The sequence below is a fragment of the Paenibacillus sp. FSL M8-0228 genome (assembly GCF_038007385.1).
Classification (GTDB): Bacteria; Bacillota; Bacilli; order Paenibacillales; family Paenibacillaceae; genus Paenibacillus; species Paenibacillus polymyxa_D.
On sequence record NZ_JBBOXA010000001.1, the window covers coordinates 2,283,727 to 2,301,627 of the forward strand.

Below are 17,901 nucleotides of genomic sequence, written 5' to 3' on the forward strand. Positions count from 1 at the left end.
AAAAGGGGGACTTTTGTCTTGAATGCATTATACCAGCGATCCCCGAGATTAAGGCCGGCGCTCCGAGAGGAGAAGCTGGAGATTTTACGGCCTCCGGCTGAGCCGAGCAAGCCGTCTTTTTCTATTATATCTATACTTATTCCGTTAATGATGACGTTGGTGACTATAGGCTTTTACGTATATATGAGCAAAACAGGCAAGATGGGTAACAGTAACTATTTGATGTTCCAAATGGTCACTGTGGTCATGATGCTTACATCTTATACGATTCCTTTTTTTGTCTATCTAAATAATAAGAAGGAATACAAGCGCAAGCTAGAGGAACGGGACCGCATGTACCGGGAACAGCTCCAAAAGCATCGTGAAGAACTTGAAATGAAACGCGAGGAGCAAATTCGCACACTATATGAAATTCACGGTGACCCGCAAATATGCACTCAAATTGTCAAAAACCGCAACAGTTCACTTTGGGAACGATCACCGGAGGATGAGGACTTTTTGCAGGTGCGTATTGGAACTGGACAAGTTCCCTTTCATATAAAATTGCAAATTCCACGCCCAGACGGTTATGACCGAGATCCTTTGTTGGGAGCTGCGGATGAACTGGAAGAAGAATTTCGTCTGGTAGACGCTGCTTCCATTGCATTACCGCTGTTTCAATCCAAAGTGGTTGGATTGGTCGGCGATCGGGAACATACCCTTGCTGCGTTAAGAGTCATTTTGGCACAAGTGACGGTTCGTCACTCGCCAGATGAAGTGAAAATTGCTTCCTTCTATGACGAGCGAGAGGAAAGTGAATGGACCTGGATGCGCTGGCTTCCACATGTGTGGGATGATGACCGAATCCAGAGAATGATGTCAGACCGCAGTAGTAGTGCACATCAATTAGCAGATTTTCTGTTTGCCAGACTGAACCGCCGTAAAAATAATCGTAATGAGCGTCAAGGCAAAGGGATGGAAGTCCCTTGTTATGTCGTTGTTTTATCTGACACCCAGCTGATTGAGGAAGAACCGTTACTGCCGTTGTTATTGGAAGACGGCCGAACCATTGATGCGTGTACGATTGTGCTGGCTTCTCGTAAAGAGGCTTTGCCGATGCAGTGTCAGCTGATTGTGGAGGCTTCCAAAGAGCAGGGCGTATATGCCCGTAAATCAGAGTCGGCGGAGGTTGAACAGCAAAGTTTTAAACCGGATCGTTTGTCAAAAGAGGAAGCCGATGCATTAGCGCGGTACATGGCTCCTATTCGCTTGAAGCGTTCCTCTGCTTCTGATATTCCCGCTGTGCTGCCTCTGTTTGATATGATGAGCGTAGCAAGTGTGGAAGAACTGGATGTGGCAGATCGGTGGCGACGTAACCGCCATCCTGATACCTTACCTGTGCCAATGGGCGTGCGAGCAGGCGGCAAGAAGATTATGATTAACCTGCATGATAAGATAGAGCGTCAAGGGCATGGTCCCCATGGCTTGATCGCCGGTACAACGGGTTCAGGAAAGAGTGAGGTTATCCAGTCCATTGTAGCCTCGCTTGCTGCCGAGTTTCATCCGCATGATCTTGCTTTTATGCTGATCGATTACAAGGGTGGAGGCATGTCCAACACGTTCGTTAACTTGCCGCATGTTGTGGGTACGATCACGAACTTGGACAATAATTTGATTGAACGTGCCAAAATATCTCTTAAAGCAGAACTGGTTCGTCGGCAGAAGATATTGAACGATGCAGGCAATTTACAGCATATTGATGAATATTACAGACTACTCCGGCAGCGGCAGGAACAACCGCTGCCTCATCTGGTTATTATTATTGATGAATTTGCACAATTAAAGCGGGATCAGCCAGAGTTTATGGACGAGCTAATCAGTATTGCTGCGATTGGGCGGACACTAGGTGTCCATTTGATTTTGGCGACGCAAAAGCCCGCAGGTGTCGTGGATGACAAGATTTGGAGTAACTCCAGATTCCGCATCTGCTTACGGGTGCAAAGCGAAGGCGATAGCCGTGACATGTTGAAAATACCGAATGCCGCGTGGATTACGAAGCCGGGACGAGGATATTTCCAAGTGGGTAGTGACGAAGTATTTGAAGAGATGCAGTTTGCTTGGAGCGGTGCGCCGTATATAGGCAACAGCGATATTTCTTCTGCACTACCTGTACATGAAGTGAGACTGAACGGAAAACGTGAAGCGCTACTGACGGGCGGCGAACGGGCAAGCTCGGGCTTAAAAGGAGAAGAAGCCCCTAAACAGCTTCAAGTATTTATTGATTATATTGCGAATGAGGCTGCTAAGGCAGGGATCGAACGGCTTCAGGGACCGTGGCTTCCGCCGCTGCCTGAATTGCTGGATTTAACAAATTTGCCGGCATGCACCGAAATAGATAGTACATCATCACCTTTGGAGCTGAAGGCTCTTATTGGTCTAGTGGATGATTTGCCGAATCAGCGACAGGAGCCAATTTATGCATCGCTAGATCATGGTCATTGGGCTGTGTATGGCATGCCCGGCATGGGGAAAACAACCTTTTTGCATACGTTGCTGATGTCCACGGCTCAGCGATTTGCTGCGAATCATTGGAACGGTTATATCATTGACATGGGTCGAACGATGCGCGACTTTGGGGAACTTCCCCAAATCGGGGCTGTTATGATGGCTGAGGAGGATGACCGGATCAAGCGATTGTTCCGTTATCTGTTCAAGATGGTGGCCGTACGCAAGGAAATGCTTTCCGAGGCTGGAGTCAAAACAATAAGCTCTTATCGACGTTCTGCTGTCGAGGATATTCCGCAAATTGTCGTAGTTATTGATGGATATCTTAATTTCCGTAATGCTTATCCAGATGAAAATGAACTGCTGGAATCTCTTTTGCGAGAAGGGGGTAGTCTAGGCATCACGTTTATCATTACAGCGAACCGGATTACCGATGTGTTTGAGAAATTCCGCAGTAACATACCGAATGCTGTTTCTTTTGAAATGTCCGACCCGAGTGACTATTACTATGCGGTAGGGCGACCAGCCAAAACGCCAGGACCGTTAATTCCAGGTCGCGCTCTGGTTAAAGGGCATGTTCCTCCGCTGGAGTTCCAGACGGCACTGCCTTCACCAGGAGAAGATGAGGCGGAGCGATCAGCACGGCTACGCCGCAATATTGCTGGCATTGTGCAGGAATGGAAAGGCAAGCACGCACCAGCTATCCTACCATTACCTGAGCGGATTCCACTATCGGAGCTGCTTCAGCAGTGGGATCGGACGAGTGGACCATCGGGCGCACTACCTTACGAAGTACCTGTAGGCCTACAGAGTGACGATCTTGAGCCTTTTCTCCTGAATCTGAAAGAAGGGCCCAATTTTATTGTGGGTAGTCCAATGGAGGGTGGAAAAACCTCCTTTCTAATGAGCTGGATTATATCGCTGGCTTATTACACATCACCCGATCAATTGGAAGTCTATACGATCGATACACGCTATGGAGGCGGGGGACTATCTAGATTACGACATCTTCCTCATGTTAAGGCTGCTGCTGAAAGTGAGGAAGAAATGGGACCTCTGGTACAGCAAGTGTATGATATTGTTCAACAACGGAACAAGGAGGGGAATGATCCCGAATTGCTCCTGGTCATTGATGATGCGGATATGTTAAGCAAGCAACTGAATGATTTTATGATAAAGGATCAGCTCTCCGCCATTGTACGGTTGGGACGTGATCGCAATGTGCATGTCGTGCTCTCGGGTGTGCCATCTGATTTTCCTACCTTTGGTGTGGACTGGTTTAATGATGTCAAGGCAAGCCAAAGCGGTATGCTATTTGGAACACTAGATTCGAATGATCTATCGTTCTTTCGTATCCCTTATTCGGAGGCGAACGCCGCTACTGGTGGACTAAAAGTCCTGCCACCTGGGCAGGGGTACTACGTACGGCGCAAATTTACCAGGATAAAAGCGGCAATTCCCTTCTCAGAGCAAGTGAGCTGTGAGGATTGGATAACGAAAATTCGTGACCGATGGCATGTTGTAGTTTGAAGGGAGGTGGCTCATAATGTTAACGTTTCAAGCTTCCAAGCAGAAGTTAATAACCCTCAAGGCGAAGGAACTGTTTTTTCTGGCAGGCGTATTGGGTTCTGACCGACTGCTTGGGGTGGAAGATCCGTTTAAGGGCTATCTAGCAGAGGAGTTGGCGGAAGAGTGGGAGCAAGTAAAAGCTACTCTTTTGGAAAAGGGTTATCTAAAGCGGGTAGATAAGGGCAAAGAGCTAGCAATGCCTCCTACTGTTTTTTCAAGAGTCGCTATCGCGGGATTATCCAACAGGGCTTGCCGTATACGCTATGTGCGGGGAGGTAAGCAATTTGAAGGCTATCTCCATTGCACGAACGAGCGTGTAGTGGAACTCGTGAAATCCGCTGATGAACCCGATGAGTATCGATTGTACGATCTGGGTAATGTGGAAAAGGCTTGCGAGACATTGATTGATAAAATGGGTTGGGTAGATCGACTTGTGCCTGAATCCCCCGCACTAATGTTCTCCAAGCAGGCGTTTAATAAAATTTACGAGCAATCGGCAGGGGAAAGTGTGTCTTTGATCAGCAGTAAACTGACCGAGGCTAGCGGAGATGCAGAGGGGTCTGCAAGACTGGCTCAGTCTTTGAGTTCCCGTGTAGCTGAGGGAGAACTGCAATTGCTGGTTTGGAACGGCAGGGAGTGGGAATCACAACGGGCAGCCTTTGTCCTGTGTCCTGCAATGAACTGGATATTTCGGATGAGCTCTAGTGGTAACGGGGACTGGCTGATTGCAGCTATGGCTTCAAGAGATCAGTTTGTGGATTTATTATTAAATTGGTTGAAACAGTCGGCAGTGAATGAAGAAGTGACAGAAGAAGGGTGATGGATATGCGCATTCGAGTTGAACCGGATGTGCTTCGGGGGCTTAGCGGGCAGCTACAGCATGCGGCGGAGCAAATTCAACAGTTAACAGCAGGTTTGGAGCAGGCGTTACAATCGCTGGATTGGGATGTATCTGCACGCGAGGCGATCTTGAATCATTGGATGCAGGCCAAGCGGATGTCAGAACAGATCCATGCTTACCTCCATACATCAGGTACACAACTGAACCGAAAGGCAGAGCAGTTTCAGTCTGTTGACCACAACTATCAAACGATACTGTCATTTGCCAGCCAACCATTGGGACGACCCGTCACGATGCTCGATTGGTCGAATCAGCAATCACCGTCTATTCTGCCTGGGCAAGCTTCGGAAGGAAGCAGCCTGATTTCTAACCCGCAGTCTGTCGTACATGCCATTTCTGGTGTACAGTCTTCGGATGTAGAAACGTTGCATCAGGATATTCTGATGCAGGCGTCTTCTAGCAGTCCGCAGGATTGGTATTTTACTGATCCGTCTACAGTAAGAGATCAGCCTGTCGCTTAGTTGGGATCGCGTTCCGGGACAATCTGGATCGATTGCAAAATTACTTGAGCTCGTTCCACAATTCCCGGCTTTATGGGACTTATTAGGTGTTTTTTTGTTAATATTATACTGTTAGGTGCTGTTTTATAGTTAAAAAGTGGGATTGTTACAATTAGGTCCTTTGCCTTTTGTAGGGAATTAAATAGCCATAGTACAATTTGAACCAGATAAACAAAAACATTATTTATCATCAAGGAGGACTCAAAAAATGGCAGGACGCATTTTAATTACCCCAGAACAGGTTGATCAGGTGGCTAACCAATTTAAACAAAGTGGTGAGCAAAGCCAGCAGATCGTTTCCAGTTTGACACAGTCCATCTCAGGTATGGAAGGTCAATGGGAAGGTATGACTAAACAACGCTTCTTCCAAGAGTTTCAGGAAGCTAGCAAACAAATGCAAGCTTTCGTAACGACTTTGAACAGCATCAGTCAAGAATTGACAGCTATCGCTAACAAATTCCGCACGGTTGACCAAACGAAATAAGTTGTCTTGCCTGATAGGCATTAACTTATCATATACCACTCTATTAAGAAGCAATATGTGAGCCATTCCTCACGGTTTGGCACAGGATGTTCAGGAAAAACCGGGCGATCTTCGGATACCCGGTTTTCTTGCCATCCATAGATGTATATAATAAGGTGAGGAAAACTAGCATACTGAATGATGTAAGGAGAGGGATGTTTCATGTCTTTTCAACCGAATCCGGGAGACGAATTGATCATAAACGGCACAGCTTATGTGGTTGGACGACATCCCGCTGCACCCGGTTTAGCCTATGCTCAAGCAGGGCGTCAGGGAATTGTATACCAGCTAAATGCCAAAAACGGAGCGCCACATGAGGCAAAAGCCCTTAAGGTGTTTTTTCCGAAGTTCCGCATCCCGGCTATGGTTTATCAATCTGAGCATATGGAAGCATACGGGGATATTCCCGGTTTGCAGGTATGCAAGCGTGATGTGCTCACTCCAGAAAGAAACGGAAGTCTGATTGCCGAGCAGCCTGATTTGCTGTATGCGGTACTGATGCCATGGGTTCACGGTATGACATGGTTCGATTGTCTCACAGATCAGCGTCAGCTTGAGGCTTCCGATAGTCTGGCTTTAGCCAGAGCATTGGCAGGGATCGGTTCAGCTATGGAGCAAAAAGGATTGGCGCACTGTGATTTATCGGCGCCGAATGTGATGCTTCCGTTTTTTTCTGAAGTGGAACTGCCTGAAGGCACGTCAGCTGTGGAATTGGTGGACGTGGAACAAATGTATAGTACTAAAATGGATCGTCCAGACGCTCTATTGGCAGGTTCGCCAGGGTATGCCGCCCATCGTACCGTCCACAGCGGGTTGTGGAGTGCGTATGCAGACCGTTTTGCAGGGGCAATCATTATAGGAGAAATGTTAGGCTGGTCTGACCGTGTAGTAGTCGACAAAGCGTGGGGCGAAAGTTATTTTGATCAGCATGAAATGCAGACGCCTTGCGAACGTTATTTTATTTTACGAAAATCGCTGGAATCTCGTTGGGGCAGCAAGGTGGTAGAATTGTTCAGCCGTGCTTGGGATAGTCAGGATTTAAGCAGTTGCCCTACTTTTGGCGAATGGCTGGTTGTACTTAATGCGGTTACTGAGCAGGAAATTTCAGTTGAGGCTATAGAACCGGAACCTGCTGCGACAGAAACAATAGAATCGGCAGCGGTGGGTGGCCTTTCCAGTGAAGCTGCATCCTCTTTGTCAGCGCCTGCACCGCTCAAGACTGAACAGGCTGCACTGCTAAATCAGGCCGCCCTGGAGCAAGGAGAGCGTGGGGTAACGGACAAGCTGTTCCGACAGGCACGTGATTTGGAGCAGCAAAACAAACCTGCTGCAGCGCTGGAAGTATACCGGTCGTTGTATCATTTTGTAGAAGACGGCAGTCCTTTGCATGTGGAGGTGTCAGCTGCGATCACAGGACTAGAGGAGCAGTTGAATCCCATGACGCCAGAGCAACCTGAAAAAACAAAAGCCTGGTATCGCTCCAAAGCGTTTATCGTGACAACTGCGGCCGCAGTCGTTCTATTGGCAGCTGGAATCCCAGCCGTGAATATTCTTGCAGATCAGTCCAATCAGCGGCAAATCGAGGCAGCCAAGCAGGAAGAGGCAGCGAAGGCTGCAAAGGCGGCCGAGGAAAAGCTGGCAGCCGAGCAGAAAGCGGCTCAAAAATTGCTGACGGAGAAACAACGACAGGAAGCGGAACAGCAGACCAAACAACAGGCACTTGCTGCTCAAAAGCAACAGGAAGAGCAGAAGAAACAGCAAGCCCTTATCGCTCAACAGGTTAAATATGAAGCTTATCTCGCTCAAAAGGAACAAAATAAGCAGGCGGCTGCCAAGTTGGCGAAGCAAAAAGCGTATGATCAACAGGCAAAGTATGAAAAATACTTGGCTTTGAAAAAAGAGCAGGAAGCTCGTGCCGCCCAGGAAGAGGCAGCTCGTAAGGCAGCAGCCGAGGCGGAACAAAAGCAAAAAGAGTCCATGCATGCACGAAACAAGGAGAACGTTCTTCAGCTTATTTCCCTGTACAACAAGGCGTATGCCTCTCAGGAAGGTGGCAGCGCTGCGAAGGCAAAGAGCTTTGCGAAGCGTTTTAGATCACTATATGATAGTAATCCTTCTTATTATCGTTCGGTAGGTGAAGTAGGATATCGGGCCTCCTCTATTTATAATTTTTTAGGAGATACGAATTTTAGACTGCCTAAAATTTAATATTTCATATGTTTATATATAGGCGGAATGATAGATACGAAACAGATGGAGATAGAAGGTAACTGAGGGGAGCATGTACAAACCATGAATTATACAATACAGGCTTCACAACGCACTCCCGCCCTGATCATTTACCTGATTGACATCAGCGCGTCGATGAACATGCTGATGGAGGGGCGGCGGCGTATTGACGTTGTATATGAAGCTATATCGTTGGCGATCCGGCAGATGGTTTTTCGATCAACCAAAGGAAATCGGCTGACAGCGCGCTATCGGATTGCGATTTTGGCTTATAGTGACGACGTGTATGACCTGCTGAATGGTGTCAAGGGAATTGATGAAATCGCGGCCATTGGTTCGTTGCCCGATTTGACGCCCAAACGGTTTTCAGATTCAGCAAAGGCCTTCTTGCAAGCTGAGCGTATTTTGCAAGCGGAATTACCAGGGATGCAGGACTGTCCTGCACCTTTGGTCTGTCATATGACAGATGGAGTTTCCACAGGTGATGATCCCGAACCGATTGCGAAGCGTATTATGAGCATGAGCGTACCGGACGGTAATGTACTGGTGGAAAATATATTTTTATCCGACAGGTTGCTGGAAACGCCTATTCAGGACCCCCGTCGCTGGAAAGGTCTGACACATAATACGCCGTTGCAGGATGAACATGCTGTGAAATTGCGTGATATGTCTTCTGTGCTGCCTGAAAGCTATCGGGAAATGCTATTTGAGGCAGATTATCAGTTAGGTGAAGGAGCCATTATGATGCTGCCCGGAACCTGTGCGGAGCTGGTGTCCATTGGGTTTCAAATGTCGGCCGCAACGCCTGTACGGTAAGGAGGTAAAAGCATGAATCCACCGCTGTCCCTGCTCCCCGCGAGCAAAAAAAAGGGAATGAATGCAAGGCTGACTCAGCAATTTGCTTACATAAGCTCTCAGACAGGCGATCAGCCTTTATCATCTCATCACAGTCGTTTTATGTGTCGTTATGGCTATGGAAGGTCTGCCGAATCTGCCAGTATGGGAGAAAGCGGACAGGATTTCGCCGCAGTACGTATTCATAAATCCGTCTGTTGTTTTGTCTTGTGTGATGGTGTCGGGCTCAGTTACCGAGGAGATTTTGCGGCCCGCTATCTGGGTTCTTCTTTACTGGATTGGATGGAACGGGGACAAGATCTGTCTGCTGATCAATTGAGAGTGTACCTTGAACGTTTGGCAGGTACAGCGGCAGAGGAACTGGATCGGCAGCCTTTGGATCACGAATCAGGCCTAATGCGTTCGGTATTGGAAGATAAACGTCGTCAAGGTAGCCAGTCCATGTATATTTGCGGTAAAATCGAACTGCCGAAGCGTGGCAGCCGTGGCCGTCTCCGACTTGCCTGGCAAGGGGATTCACGTTTGCGACTATGGAACGGTGCCGAAGAAATCAGCGAGCTGTTCGATCATACCTTCTCTACAGCGGAGCGCTGGTCTACAAGCCGTGGGCCGATTGGAGGGAAGCCTCATTGGTATGAAAGAAGCATATCCGCAGATATGCCGATGAGATTACAGGTATATACGGACGGTTTATCCGATTTGGACCCCATTCGCGAGCCTGTCCCTGATGAGCAGATACAGGTATTGCTGGATGCATCCCACACCGGGGGACTTGATGATGATGCTGCATTTATTGAGCTGCAGTGGTAAATGAATAAGCAAAAGGACGTTATACAACCATGGATATGGATGTATACGTCCTTTTTTTGATGAATACATAGAACATTACGATTCGTTAAGATATTTATAGAATGTAACGAGGAGGAGAAGGAAAGACGCGCTAATGCGCGTAATATTCGTACTTTTCTTAAATATCGCAAAGGAATAGCAAAAAATGCGCAAAAATGGTGATTATAAAGTATATCCTTTTGGGTAATCTTGTGATTATACAGATTACTGAAAGGGAGCGATACATATGAGCTACACATATGCAGGAGGCGCACGCTTTGAAGGAAAAACGGCTCTGATCACGGGGGCTGGTTCTGGCATTGGCAAGGCAACGGCCATTCAAATGGCTAGAGAAGGAGCGAATGTCGCTCTTTTTGACGTAAGTAATGAGCGTATTTTGGAGACAGAAAGAGAAATTAATGCTATACGTGAAGGGTCAGCGCGGGCATTTGACGTGGACATTGCCGATCCGGTGCGTGTGGAAAAAGCAGTTCTGGAAGCGGTTGAATTATTTGGCGGTCTGCATATCATTTTTGCTAATGCGGGGATTAACGGAGTCGTCGGACCGATCGAGGATCTGAGCATTGAGGATTGGCGGCAAACATTGTCCACGAATCTGGACGGTACCTTCCTGACGGTGAAGTATACAATTCCACATTTGAAAAAGAACGGTGGCGGCAGCATTATTATTACCAGTTCCATTAATGGAAATCAGCGCTTTACCAGCTTTGGGATGTCAGCCTACAGCACATCGAAGGCGGGTCAAACTGGTTTTGCTAAAATGGCTGCACTGGAGCTGGCTAAGTTTCGTATTCGTGTCAATGTCATCTATCCGGGTGCCATTTCGACGAATATTGATGAAACCACGGAGAAGTCGGAAGGGTTAAAGCAAATTACCATCCCCGTCAAGTTTCCTGAAGGAGGGCAACCGTTGGCAGATGGACCGGGTCAACCCGAGCAGGTAGCTGATTTGGTAACATTTTTGGCCTCAGATCATTCGCGTCACATTACTGGCGCACAAATTGTCATTGACGGGGCAGAGTCGTTATTGTTTTAGAAATAGAGCATTGTCTGGGACAGAGAAATGTTTTGTGGTATCCTGAGTGTATGTCTTGGTTACGGTGCAAATGTGAAGCTCACATAAAAACCCTGGATCTTTCGCACCTCGAAATTTGTCGAAATGGTTTTAAATTAGCTTTCTTCGTTAGAAGTCAATAGTCGATTCAAGCTTTTTTGGCATCGTTTTTTTCGGAAATGCATGGAATTGATATCATTAGGGTATTAATTCCTTCATTTTCGCTGTCGTCGCACTCTATATGAGTGCGTGGATTGCGAATTTGTTGGCTGGTAAAAGGTTTGGTTTAGAACAAGTCGTGGTTCAGTACAGTCAGCATTTTTATTTTATAAACGAAGATTTGCACGAGGAGGATTATATGAATAAAAATGATGATCGTCATGATAACACCCCAGAATAAAGAAGGCAGTCGAAAATATAGACATACTCTTGATAAACTTTCTAATACATAAATAATCAGTCAAGTAAAACGCCGTTCGGAACGGAGAAAGCAATCACTATTTATCAAGTTTGTCCCTAATTGACAATGGAGTAGGTTGGGGTATTTTTATGAACGTAAGGAATTTGAAACTCACAAATCTAATATTTAATAGTAAAGCTGATCCTTTCTAGGATCAGCTTTACTATTGACCCATTCCACTCTACAAGTAAAAGTACTTTTTTACTTGTGAGTCTTTAGAGTTCTGCCCTTAAAGAGAATATACGACAGTTCATGTTTGATAATTTTATTATTCTCTATTGTTTTCACATAATCTATGTCATCTTCGCGAGTTACAATTTCATCCTTATCTATACTGGGCCTTTTACGATTTCTATTTTCCCCGGCCGTGCTATTGTCAGAAAAAATAAAAGTGGTATTTAAATCTTCAATGCCCTCACTAATCTTTTTCCCTGTCATATTCTTAGCTGTAATGGCCAGATGAATTTTTTCTCCCATGGTCAATTTGTACGATAACAACTGGAATGCATTTTCATTATCCACTTGTTCTCTAAAATGATCCAAATCTTCTACATTCTCCATCAAAGGTGTCTTCATTAATTCTTTCCCAGAGAGGGAATACAGTTTATTTTGCTGATCCCATTCCTGGTGTATGTCTAAGTGCTTAGTAAGTACCCCTAAAGGGACAAACATCGCATTTTTATAAAGCACAGGGACGGTATCCATCACGGACGAGCTCGAGTCGGTAACAATCTCAGTGGAGTTCATTTTAAACTCAACCTTGTGTGTTCCAAACTTAATTGTAGCCGTATTAGAAGTTGGGTTAAACGTAGTCTGTCCTCCCAACAAATCATTTATGGATCTCAAAGGTACCATATAGCGATTATTCTGATCAATATAAGGTGCTTTGGGGGCTGTGAACAAGACATAGTAATTGTTAATCTTCAAAAATGGAGTGTTTGGAGTTATACTCTGAGCTGACATTTTTCCTATATAGGGTAGAGAAAAACAAAGAAACAATGCACCTATAAGCATAATTCTGAACAACATCTTTCCCATAAAAATATCCTCCTTAAAAGAGAGGGGCTAGCAGCCCCTCATGGAATTCAATCTAAAAATATATTATCTGTTTCCTCTCCTCCATGTACGTAATCCACTACAACTTTACTCCGTGGCATAGAACAATAATCATAGGTTTGACTGTTTCGCCAAGGAATATTATCTTCTGAATCTTTACCAATGTAGGATGTAGCCCAACGAACTCTTCTAATGTATGATCCGTCATTATAGTCTTGTCGATCTTGTAGTCAGAAGGGACATAAAATTTCATTTGTACTTCTTGATCAGGCTCAAAGCGTGGCTTAAAAGTATAAGGCTCTTTTACACCTTCAATGAGCATGAAAGGAGCCCAGTCATTACATTCTGTACTATGCTGCAAACCAACATCAACCGCCAGCCTGGAAGAAATAAGGGACGTTATTGATCTCTATTTCATTGACCCTAGTGGAGTACAACCTAAGCAGAAAGTCCTCTCTATCCTGCGGTAGCATCTCGCAGAGGCTGACCAGAAGATCGGTGGGTTACAGCAATTCCGCGCTGATTTACAGGCCAACATCGAACGCTTCGAGCGCTGGTTCAAGGTAAGAGAGTAGCATTAATTTTTTCCTAGTTGCTCAGGGCGCACAGCTGGCGTCCCGGCCGGTTGAGACAGTAATGAGCAGGGGAATTGTTGCAACCATTTTATGGGATGATGCATCTGTCGAAAGCGTCGTCATGAACGAAGGCTTCTTAGAGAAGCTTGGAACAGGTGGTGTTCACATCTCGATGACAAGTGGACTCGCCCGTTCCTATGTCAAGTCTATTGTCGACCTTTTGAGCATTGAGCAGAGACAAGACTAACATCAAAATCCGGTGCGCGTTCACGAGATAATACCCGCTTTATTAAGCAATTCCAGTCTACAGATGTTAAGAAATTCATAGTACGGGGACAACCTGTTCAAAACCTGAGAAAAGACTAAGCTAACGGAGAACGTTAGTTTAACTTCGAAGAGGCTGCGCCACACGGTAGCCCCAACTTATTTTTTATCCGAAAAAATCATGTTAAACGCCAAGATTCACTGGTCTATTCAGTTAATTCTCCGATGCTCCTGACGGATGTGTCGGAGGAAAAGAACATATTACGTATCGGGTTCGCGGATTTCGCGGATTTTTGTTTTTATCGTGATACATGTTCTTTCCCAAGACATGAATCGGTACCCGAAAAGGACAAGAACTTATAATCTTATCCCATCCCTTTTTGCCTACTGGCGCCTCCTGATAGAAGCAATAGACTTGAACATCCGTTGAGGCTGTTAATTTTGCGGGATGGGAACGACCTCCTTGCGCACCTCGTCCGGCTGCGTCACGGTTAGCTTTCCAGACGAGTCGGTCACGGAACCGCCGACTGTATGCTCGAAGCCGATCCGGGTGACCTTCCCGTCCAGTCCGATCAGGCCGCTTTCCTCGGTGCTGGAATCTCCGGCAATGCCTCTGCTATAGAATACCAGCGGCTTGTCGATTTTCGGCGTCGGACCCGTACGGTCCTTCAGCTTTTCCTCCAGCAGCAGTTGAAAGCTATCTCCAATGCTTCCGTCAAAATGGGCCTGCCATGTCGCGACAAGGAAATCGTCCTTGTATTCGTAATAGGTCGCCGTCTCATTGCCCTCGATGGTGAAGAAGCGGAGTGCCTCTCCTTCGGGAAAGAGGAAGGCGGTGCTGTAATCCTCGGATTCGTGGAGCGTCCGCAGTGGCGTATGCTCGTAATGGGTTCCAGAGAACATCGCTTCCATGACCAGATTCCTGCTTGCGGCCAGATCGCCGGTATAGAGCGCGTCCCGCTGCTTATCGGAGAGTGGCGACTCGATGGCGACAGTGTTGTTTTTCCATTCCACCTTGTAGCCGTACTGCTCGGAGACGAAGCGCAGAGGCACGTAGACGCGATTATGGACGGCCTTCGCTGGCACGTCGAGCGAAATCGGACCCGACGAGGACGAGTTATTCCCAAACGTCTCGGTCGCGGCCGTCTTCTTCCCGACGGTCAGCTTAATCGTCTGCGACCATTTTCGGACGACCACGGTGTCCGTTTTCGCATCCCAATCGACGGCAGCGCCCAGTGCTTCGGAGACAGCTCGGATCGGCACGAGCACCCGTCCCTGATCGTAGATGGGGGGACTGTCGGTCGCGATCGGCTTGCTCCTCACCGTAATGCCAATATCCACGGTGGCGAATGCGGTTGTACCGACGGATAATGCACCGATGACGGCGAATGTGCATAGAAGCTTTTTCATAGTATCCACTCCTGTTCTCATGACGGCAGCGTTCTTTCCGAATGCATACCAGCAATCTTTATTCGTATGTTAGACGCGGGTGAACTTGAAAAAGTTTCCATCCATAGATTGGCTGACCACAGACTCATGGATCAGCTGCCTTGTTGCGCTAAACATTCCTGTAGAGCTTATTCTCTATATAAAAAAGACCACTTCAAGGTTGAAGTGGTCTGGTGTTCTGATCCCATTTACTCTGCAAGTGACTCAATCAATTTTGGAAAAGAGCCTCCAGCTCCTTTAGTAATTTTTCAGTTCTAAAATTGGTTGCGGCCATGTCCATTACACTCAAACAGATTTATATACAAAATTATAGCCAACTTAATATTTGGTGCTGATAGTGTGTACATACAATAAAGTTGTGTACTAAATTCCATAATTTTAAATTTATTCATTAGAAAAAATAGTACTCATCCTGCGTTACTCCACAAATGCGCCCGATTGTGGTATAAGGGATGACTCTAGGTATTGCATTTACATCGTTAAGCACAAAAATAAGATTTTAAAAACAGGAGTATTATTGATTGTTTCCAAACTGGATTTTACTTTTCCATTACGAATTGCACTTTCAATTGTCTTACGTAACCCTGATAAAATAAATTAAATATTTTGAAATAACAAAAAGTAAACATCCTATAAATCCTTATAAAAATCTTTAAAAATGCATATTTTACACTAAAAAATTTGCTTAAAATGAAACCGTACTACAAATCTTTGTTATTGACTAACAGGCTACTTCATCGATTTTAAAGCAATTGTTAGCAAAGAAGGAGAAGACATTATGAACAAAATAGTTGGAAAAGTTGCTGTTATTACTGGGGCAGGTGGCGGATTAGGTAAATATATTGCACTTCGTTTTGCAGAAGAAGGTGCTAAACTGGCATTATGTGATATCAATGCAGAAGGGCTTAACGAAACTACTGAATTATGTAAAAGCAAAGGTGCAGATGTATTTGCAAAAGCATTTGATGCTACTGATCTTAAAGAGTCAACAGCATTTATTTCCGATACGGTTGCACAATATCAAACTGTAGATATTTTAGTAAATTTAGCGATGGCGATTGAGCCACCTCATTCGTTCTTAGATCATACGCGGGAGACTCTAGAACGAAGCTACCAGACGGGTCTTGTTACAACATGGGACTTTATGAAACTTTGCTATCCATACCTGAAAGAAAATGGTGGTAAAATCATTAACTTTGGCTCTGGAAGTGGGAATGAAGGACAAGAAGGCTATGCAGCATATGCAGCGATTAAAGAAGCAATTCGTGGTCTTTCGAGAGTAGCTGCGCGTGAATGGGGACCTGACAATATTAATGTAAATGTCGTAAACCCAGGTGCCATTACAGATGCGATTCAAGCATATTTGGACCAAATGCCTGAAGGCCAACGAGATCCACTTTATTTAGGTTTCTCACAAACTGCTATAAGAAGGTTTGGCACGCCTTACGAGGATATTGCACCTGTCGTACTGTTTTTAGCGAGTGAAGACTCTAGACACATTACGGGACAAACAATCAATGTAGATGGCGGTGTCATTATTAACGCTTAATACCTTAAATGAAATAGATGGTGCATATTGCGATCTATGCTATTAATAGGTATAGGTTAATAGAGAGATAGACGCATCTAATAAGAAAAAACTGCTAATCTGCATGGATTAGCAGTTTTTTTCGTGAACAATCAATTAATGATTGAGTATATTTTTTCGGTACTGATTTGGTGTTACACCCGTAAATTTTTTAAATAGGCTTGAAAAGTGGCTTTGGTTATTGAAATGAAGCAACATACAAATGTCGGCTACAGAATAGTCCGTTTGGATCAATAATTTTTGTGCCTCTTTTATTTTTTCTTCTTGGATATATTTTCCAATATGTTTGTTTGTTTCTTTTTTAAAGAGCTGCGATAAATAAACTGGATTTAAATGGACGAGGTCTGCTAAATCCTTTATCGAAATTTGTTCAAATATATGATTGAATATATAGTTTTTACAAGTATTCACAGCCTTAGAATGTGCACTTTCCCTATTTTCATTCATACGGTCAACTAATGAAAATAATAAGTTATCACCAATTAATAAAACTTTTTGTAGGTCAAACGTTTCTTCAACTTTTTGAATGCTAATATCGCTCATTGTATAGGCAATTTCAGGATAAAGACCGCCTTCAATAGCTGCCCTCGTCGCAAGTGCAATATAAATGATGATTTGATTTTTAATGTTACGAAGGTGGCTTTTTTTCGAAAGTTGACTCAATCCCTCCATTTCAATTGATTCTAAATGCTGTAACAGCTTTTCCTTCTTGCCTTCTTTCACATATTGCCATATTTTCTGCTCAGTTTTATGGTCTAAATGAAAAGACGTTTCCAGACGAAGATGCCGTATTGCTTGTTCAATATGAGTGGGTTCAATTTCGTTAAAATTCATTAATTGAGATCTCACTATTTCTTCATCCATAGGCTCTTGGTAGATTAAAAAATACGTGAGTGAACAAAGCGATACAATTTGTTTTTGGTTTAACAGCTCTAATTGACTGTAATAATGGCATAACTCTTGCTGATAACTAGAGGATATTTGATGATCATGCATAATACCATTTACGGTGTTCTCGGTAACCTCAAAGGAAGTGAAAGGTCCGATTATTATCGTTTCTGTGGAAGATGAATGAAATACAATGAGCGTTTCTAGATAGTTTGTTATTCTAATCAAAGGAACGTTTTGTTGATCGCCAGGTTGAATGAGCCTGTTTATAAATGTTTCTATTGAATCAAAAAGAGGATGTCTTAGCTGTTTTCCACTTCTAGTAATACGATGACTTTTATTCTTGAAAATAAAAAGAGGAATATTGTATGTGTCATAGATCAATTGAGAGATATATTCTAAGTTTTGTTTCACCATTATTGCCACTCCTAAATTGATTAAGTAACCTGTCAGTCAATAACTAAGATTTATAGTATAACCTCATTATTGCTATAGACCATGAGTTTCTATGATTGACGTTGAAGTACCCATAACATCGATCACTTTTTCTTTTGGAGATCCTAGAGTAAAAAAAAATGGTGTTTTCTTCTGTAACCCTCTATGGACAATAAAGTAGAGTTCTTGGTCTCACAAAATCATCATTTTCATTCGAGCATA

13 protein-coding genes are annotated in these 17,901 nt (G+C 44.6%); 10 read left to right on the plus strand and 3 right to left on the minus strand.

What is annotated here, in order from left to right; translation table 11 throughout:
• The first annotated feature begins 18 nt into the window (after positions 1–18).
• The 8 genes from essC to MKY98_RS10785 all read left to right on the plus strand — a co-directional run bounded on the left by essC (position 19) and on the right by MKY98_RS10785 (position 10,946).
• Positions 19–4,014, plus strand: coding sequence for a type VII secretion protein EssC (gene essC, locus MKY98_RS10750; protein WP_029517062.1), 3,996 nt, complete (start codon positions 19–21; stop codon positions 4,012–4,014).
• Between the two features lie 16 nt (positions 4,015–4,030).
• Positions 4,031–4,873 carry a hypothetical protein gene (locus MKY98_RS10755; protein ID WP_029517063.1) on the plus strand — a complete coding sequence of 281 codons (843 nt, stop codon included), beginning with the start codon at positions 4,031–4,033 and terminating at the stop codon, positions 4,871–4,873.
• A 5-nt stretch (positions 4,874–4,878) separates the two neighbouring features.
• Positions 4,879–5,415, plus strand: coding sequence for a WXG100 family type VII secretion target (locus MKY98_RS10760; protein ID WP_029517064.1), 537 nt, complete (start codon positions 4,879–4,881; stop codon positions 5,413–5,415).
• Positions 5,416–5,662: 247 nt separating this feature from the next.
• On the plus strand, positions 5,663–5,938 hold the full coding sequence (locus MKY98_RS10765; RefSeq protein ID WP_013309990.1) for a WXG100 family type VII secretion target: 276 nt from the start codon (positions 5,663–5,665) through the stop codon (positions 5,936–5,938).
• Positions 5,939–6,139: 201 nt separating this feature from the next.
• Entirely contained in the window at positions 6,140–8,185 is a 2,046-nt protein-coding gene (locus MKY98_RS10770) for a hypothetical protein (RefSeq protein WP_069011422.1), read from the plus strand.
• Between the two features lie 84 nt (positions 8,186–8,269).
• Positions 8,270–9,022 carry a vWA domain-containing protein gene (locus tag MKY98_RS10775; protein ID WP_013309992.1) on the plus strand — a complete coding sequence of 251 codons (753 nt, stop codon included), beginning with the start codon at positions 8,270–8,272 and terminating at the stop codon, positions 9,020–9,022.
• 12 nt (positions 9,023–9,034) lie between these two features.
• The gene (locus MKY98_RS10780; protein WP_069011423.1) at positions 9,035–9,871 is read left to right on the plus strand and encodes a hypothetical protein; all 837 of its coding nucleotides are present in this window, start codon (positions 9,035–9,037) and stop codon (positions 9,869–9,871) included.
• 265 nt (positions 9,872–10,136) lie between these two features.
• Positions 10,137–10,946, plus strand: a complete 810-nt coding sequence (locus MKY98_RS10785; RefSeq protein ID WP_023988269.1) for an SDR family oxidoreductase — start codon at positions 10,137–10,139, stop codon at positions 10,944–10,946.
• A 679-nt stretch (positions 10,947–11,625) separates the two neighbouring features.
• On the opposite strand, the gene MKY98_RS10790 is transcribed toward MKY98_RS10785, so the two are convergent.
• The gene (locus MKY98_RS10790; protein ID WP_069011424.1) at positions 11,626–12,462 is read right to left on the minus strand and encodes a copper amine oxidase N-terminal domain-containing protein; all 837 of its coding nucleotides are present in this window, start codon (positions 12,460–12,462) and stop codon (positions 11,626–11,628) included.
• A gap of 594 nt (positions 12,463–13,056) precedes the next feature.
• On the opposite strand from MKY98_RS10790, the gene MKY98_RS10795 reads away from it, so the two are divergent.
• Entirely contained in the window at positions 13,057–13,302 is a 246-nt protein-coding gene (locus MKY98_RS10795) for an NAD(P)-binding domain-containing protein (protein WP_341011428.1), read from the plus strand.
• Positions 13,303–13,754: 452 nt separating this feature from the next.
• On the opposite strand, the gene MKY98_RS10800 is transcribed toward MKY98_RS10795, so the two are convergent.
• Entirely contained in the window at positions 13,755–14,729 is a 975-nt protein-coding gene (locus tag MKY98_RS10800) for a stalk domain-containing protein (RefSeq protein WP_029517069.1), read from the minus strand.
• Between the two features lie 817 nt (positions 14,730–15,546).
• Here MKY98_RS10800 and MKY98_RS10805 point away from each other — a divergent pair.
• Entirely contained in the window at positions 15,547–16,317 is a 771-nt protein-coding gene (locus MKY98_RS10805) for an SDR family NAD(P)-dependent oxidoreductase (RefSeq protein ID WP_069011427.1), read from the plus strand.
• A gap of 135 nt (positions 16,318–16,452) precedes the next feature.
• Here the strand turns inward: MKY98_RS10805 and MKY98_RS10810 are convergent, their stop codons facing one another.
• Positions 16,453–17,661: a helix-turn-helix domain-containing protein gene (locus MKY98_RS10810; RefSeq protein ID WP_069011428.1), complete on the minus strand. Its 1,209-nt coding sequence runs from the start codon at positions 17,659–17,661 to the stop codon at positions 16,453–16,455.
• Positions 17,662–17,901: the final 240 nt, after the last annotated feature.

What these genes read in the sequence shown, in the direction of transcription:
- MKY98_RS10755 (WP_029517063.1), top strand. Translation starts at nt 4,031, where the DNA reads ATGTTAACGTTTCAAGCTTCCAAGCAGAAGTTAATAACCCTCAAGGCG.
- MKY98_RS10760 (WP_029517064.1), top strand. Translation starts at nt 4,879, where the DNA reads ATGCGCATTCGAGTTGAACCGGATGTGCTTCGGGGGCTTAGCGGGCAG.
- MKY98_RS10765 (WP_013309990.1), top strand. Translation starts at nt 5,663, where the DNA reads ATGGCAGGACGCATTTTAATTACCCCAGAACAGGTTGATCAGGTGGCT.
- MKY98_RS10770 (WP_069011422.1), top strand. Translation starts at nt 6,140, where the DNA reads ATGTCTTTTCAACCGAATCCGGGAGACGAATTGATCATAAACGGCACA.
- MKY98_RS10775 (WP_013309992.1), top strand. Translation starts at nt 8,270, where the DNA reads ATGAATTATACAATACAGGCTTCACAACGCACTCCCGCCCTGATCATT.
- MKY98_RS10780 (WP_069011423.1), top strand. Translation starts at nt 9,035, where the DNA reads ATGAATCCACCGCTGTCCCTGCTCCCCGCGAGCAAAAAAAAGGGAATG.
- MKY98_RS10785 (WP_023988269.1), top strand. Translation starts at nt 10,137, where the DNA reads ATGAGCTACACATATGCAGGAGGCGCACGCTTTGAAGGAAAAACGGCT.
- MKY98_RS10790 (WP_069011424.1), bottom strand. Translation starts at nt 12,462, where the DNA reads ATGGGAAAGATGTTGTTCAGAATTATGCTTATAGGTGCATTGTTTCTT.
- MKY98_RS10800 (WP_029517069.1), bottom strand. Translation starts at nt 14,729, where the DNA reads ATGAAAAAGCTTCTATGCACATTCGCCGTCATCGGTGCATTATCCGTC.
- MKY98_RS10805 (WP_069011427.1), top strand. Translation starts at nt 15,547, where the DNA reads ATGAACAAAATAGTTGGAAAAGTTGCTGTTATTACTGGGGCAGGTGGC.
- MKY98_RS10810 (WP_069011428.1), bottom strand. Translation starts at nt 17,661, where the DNA reads ATGGTGAAACAAAACTTAGAATATATCTCTCAATTGATCTATGACACA.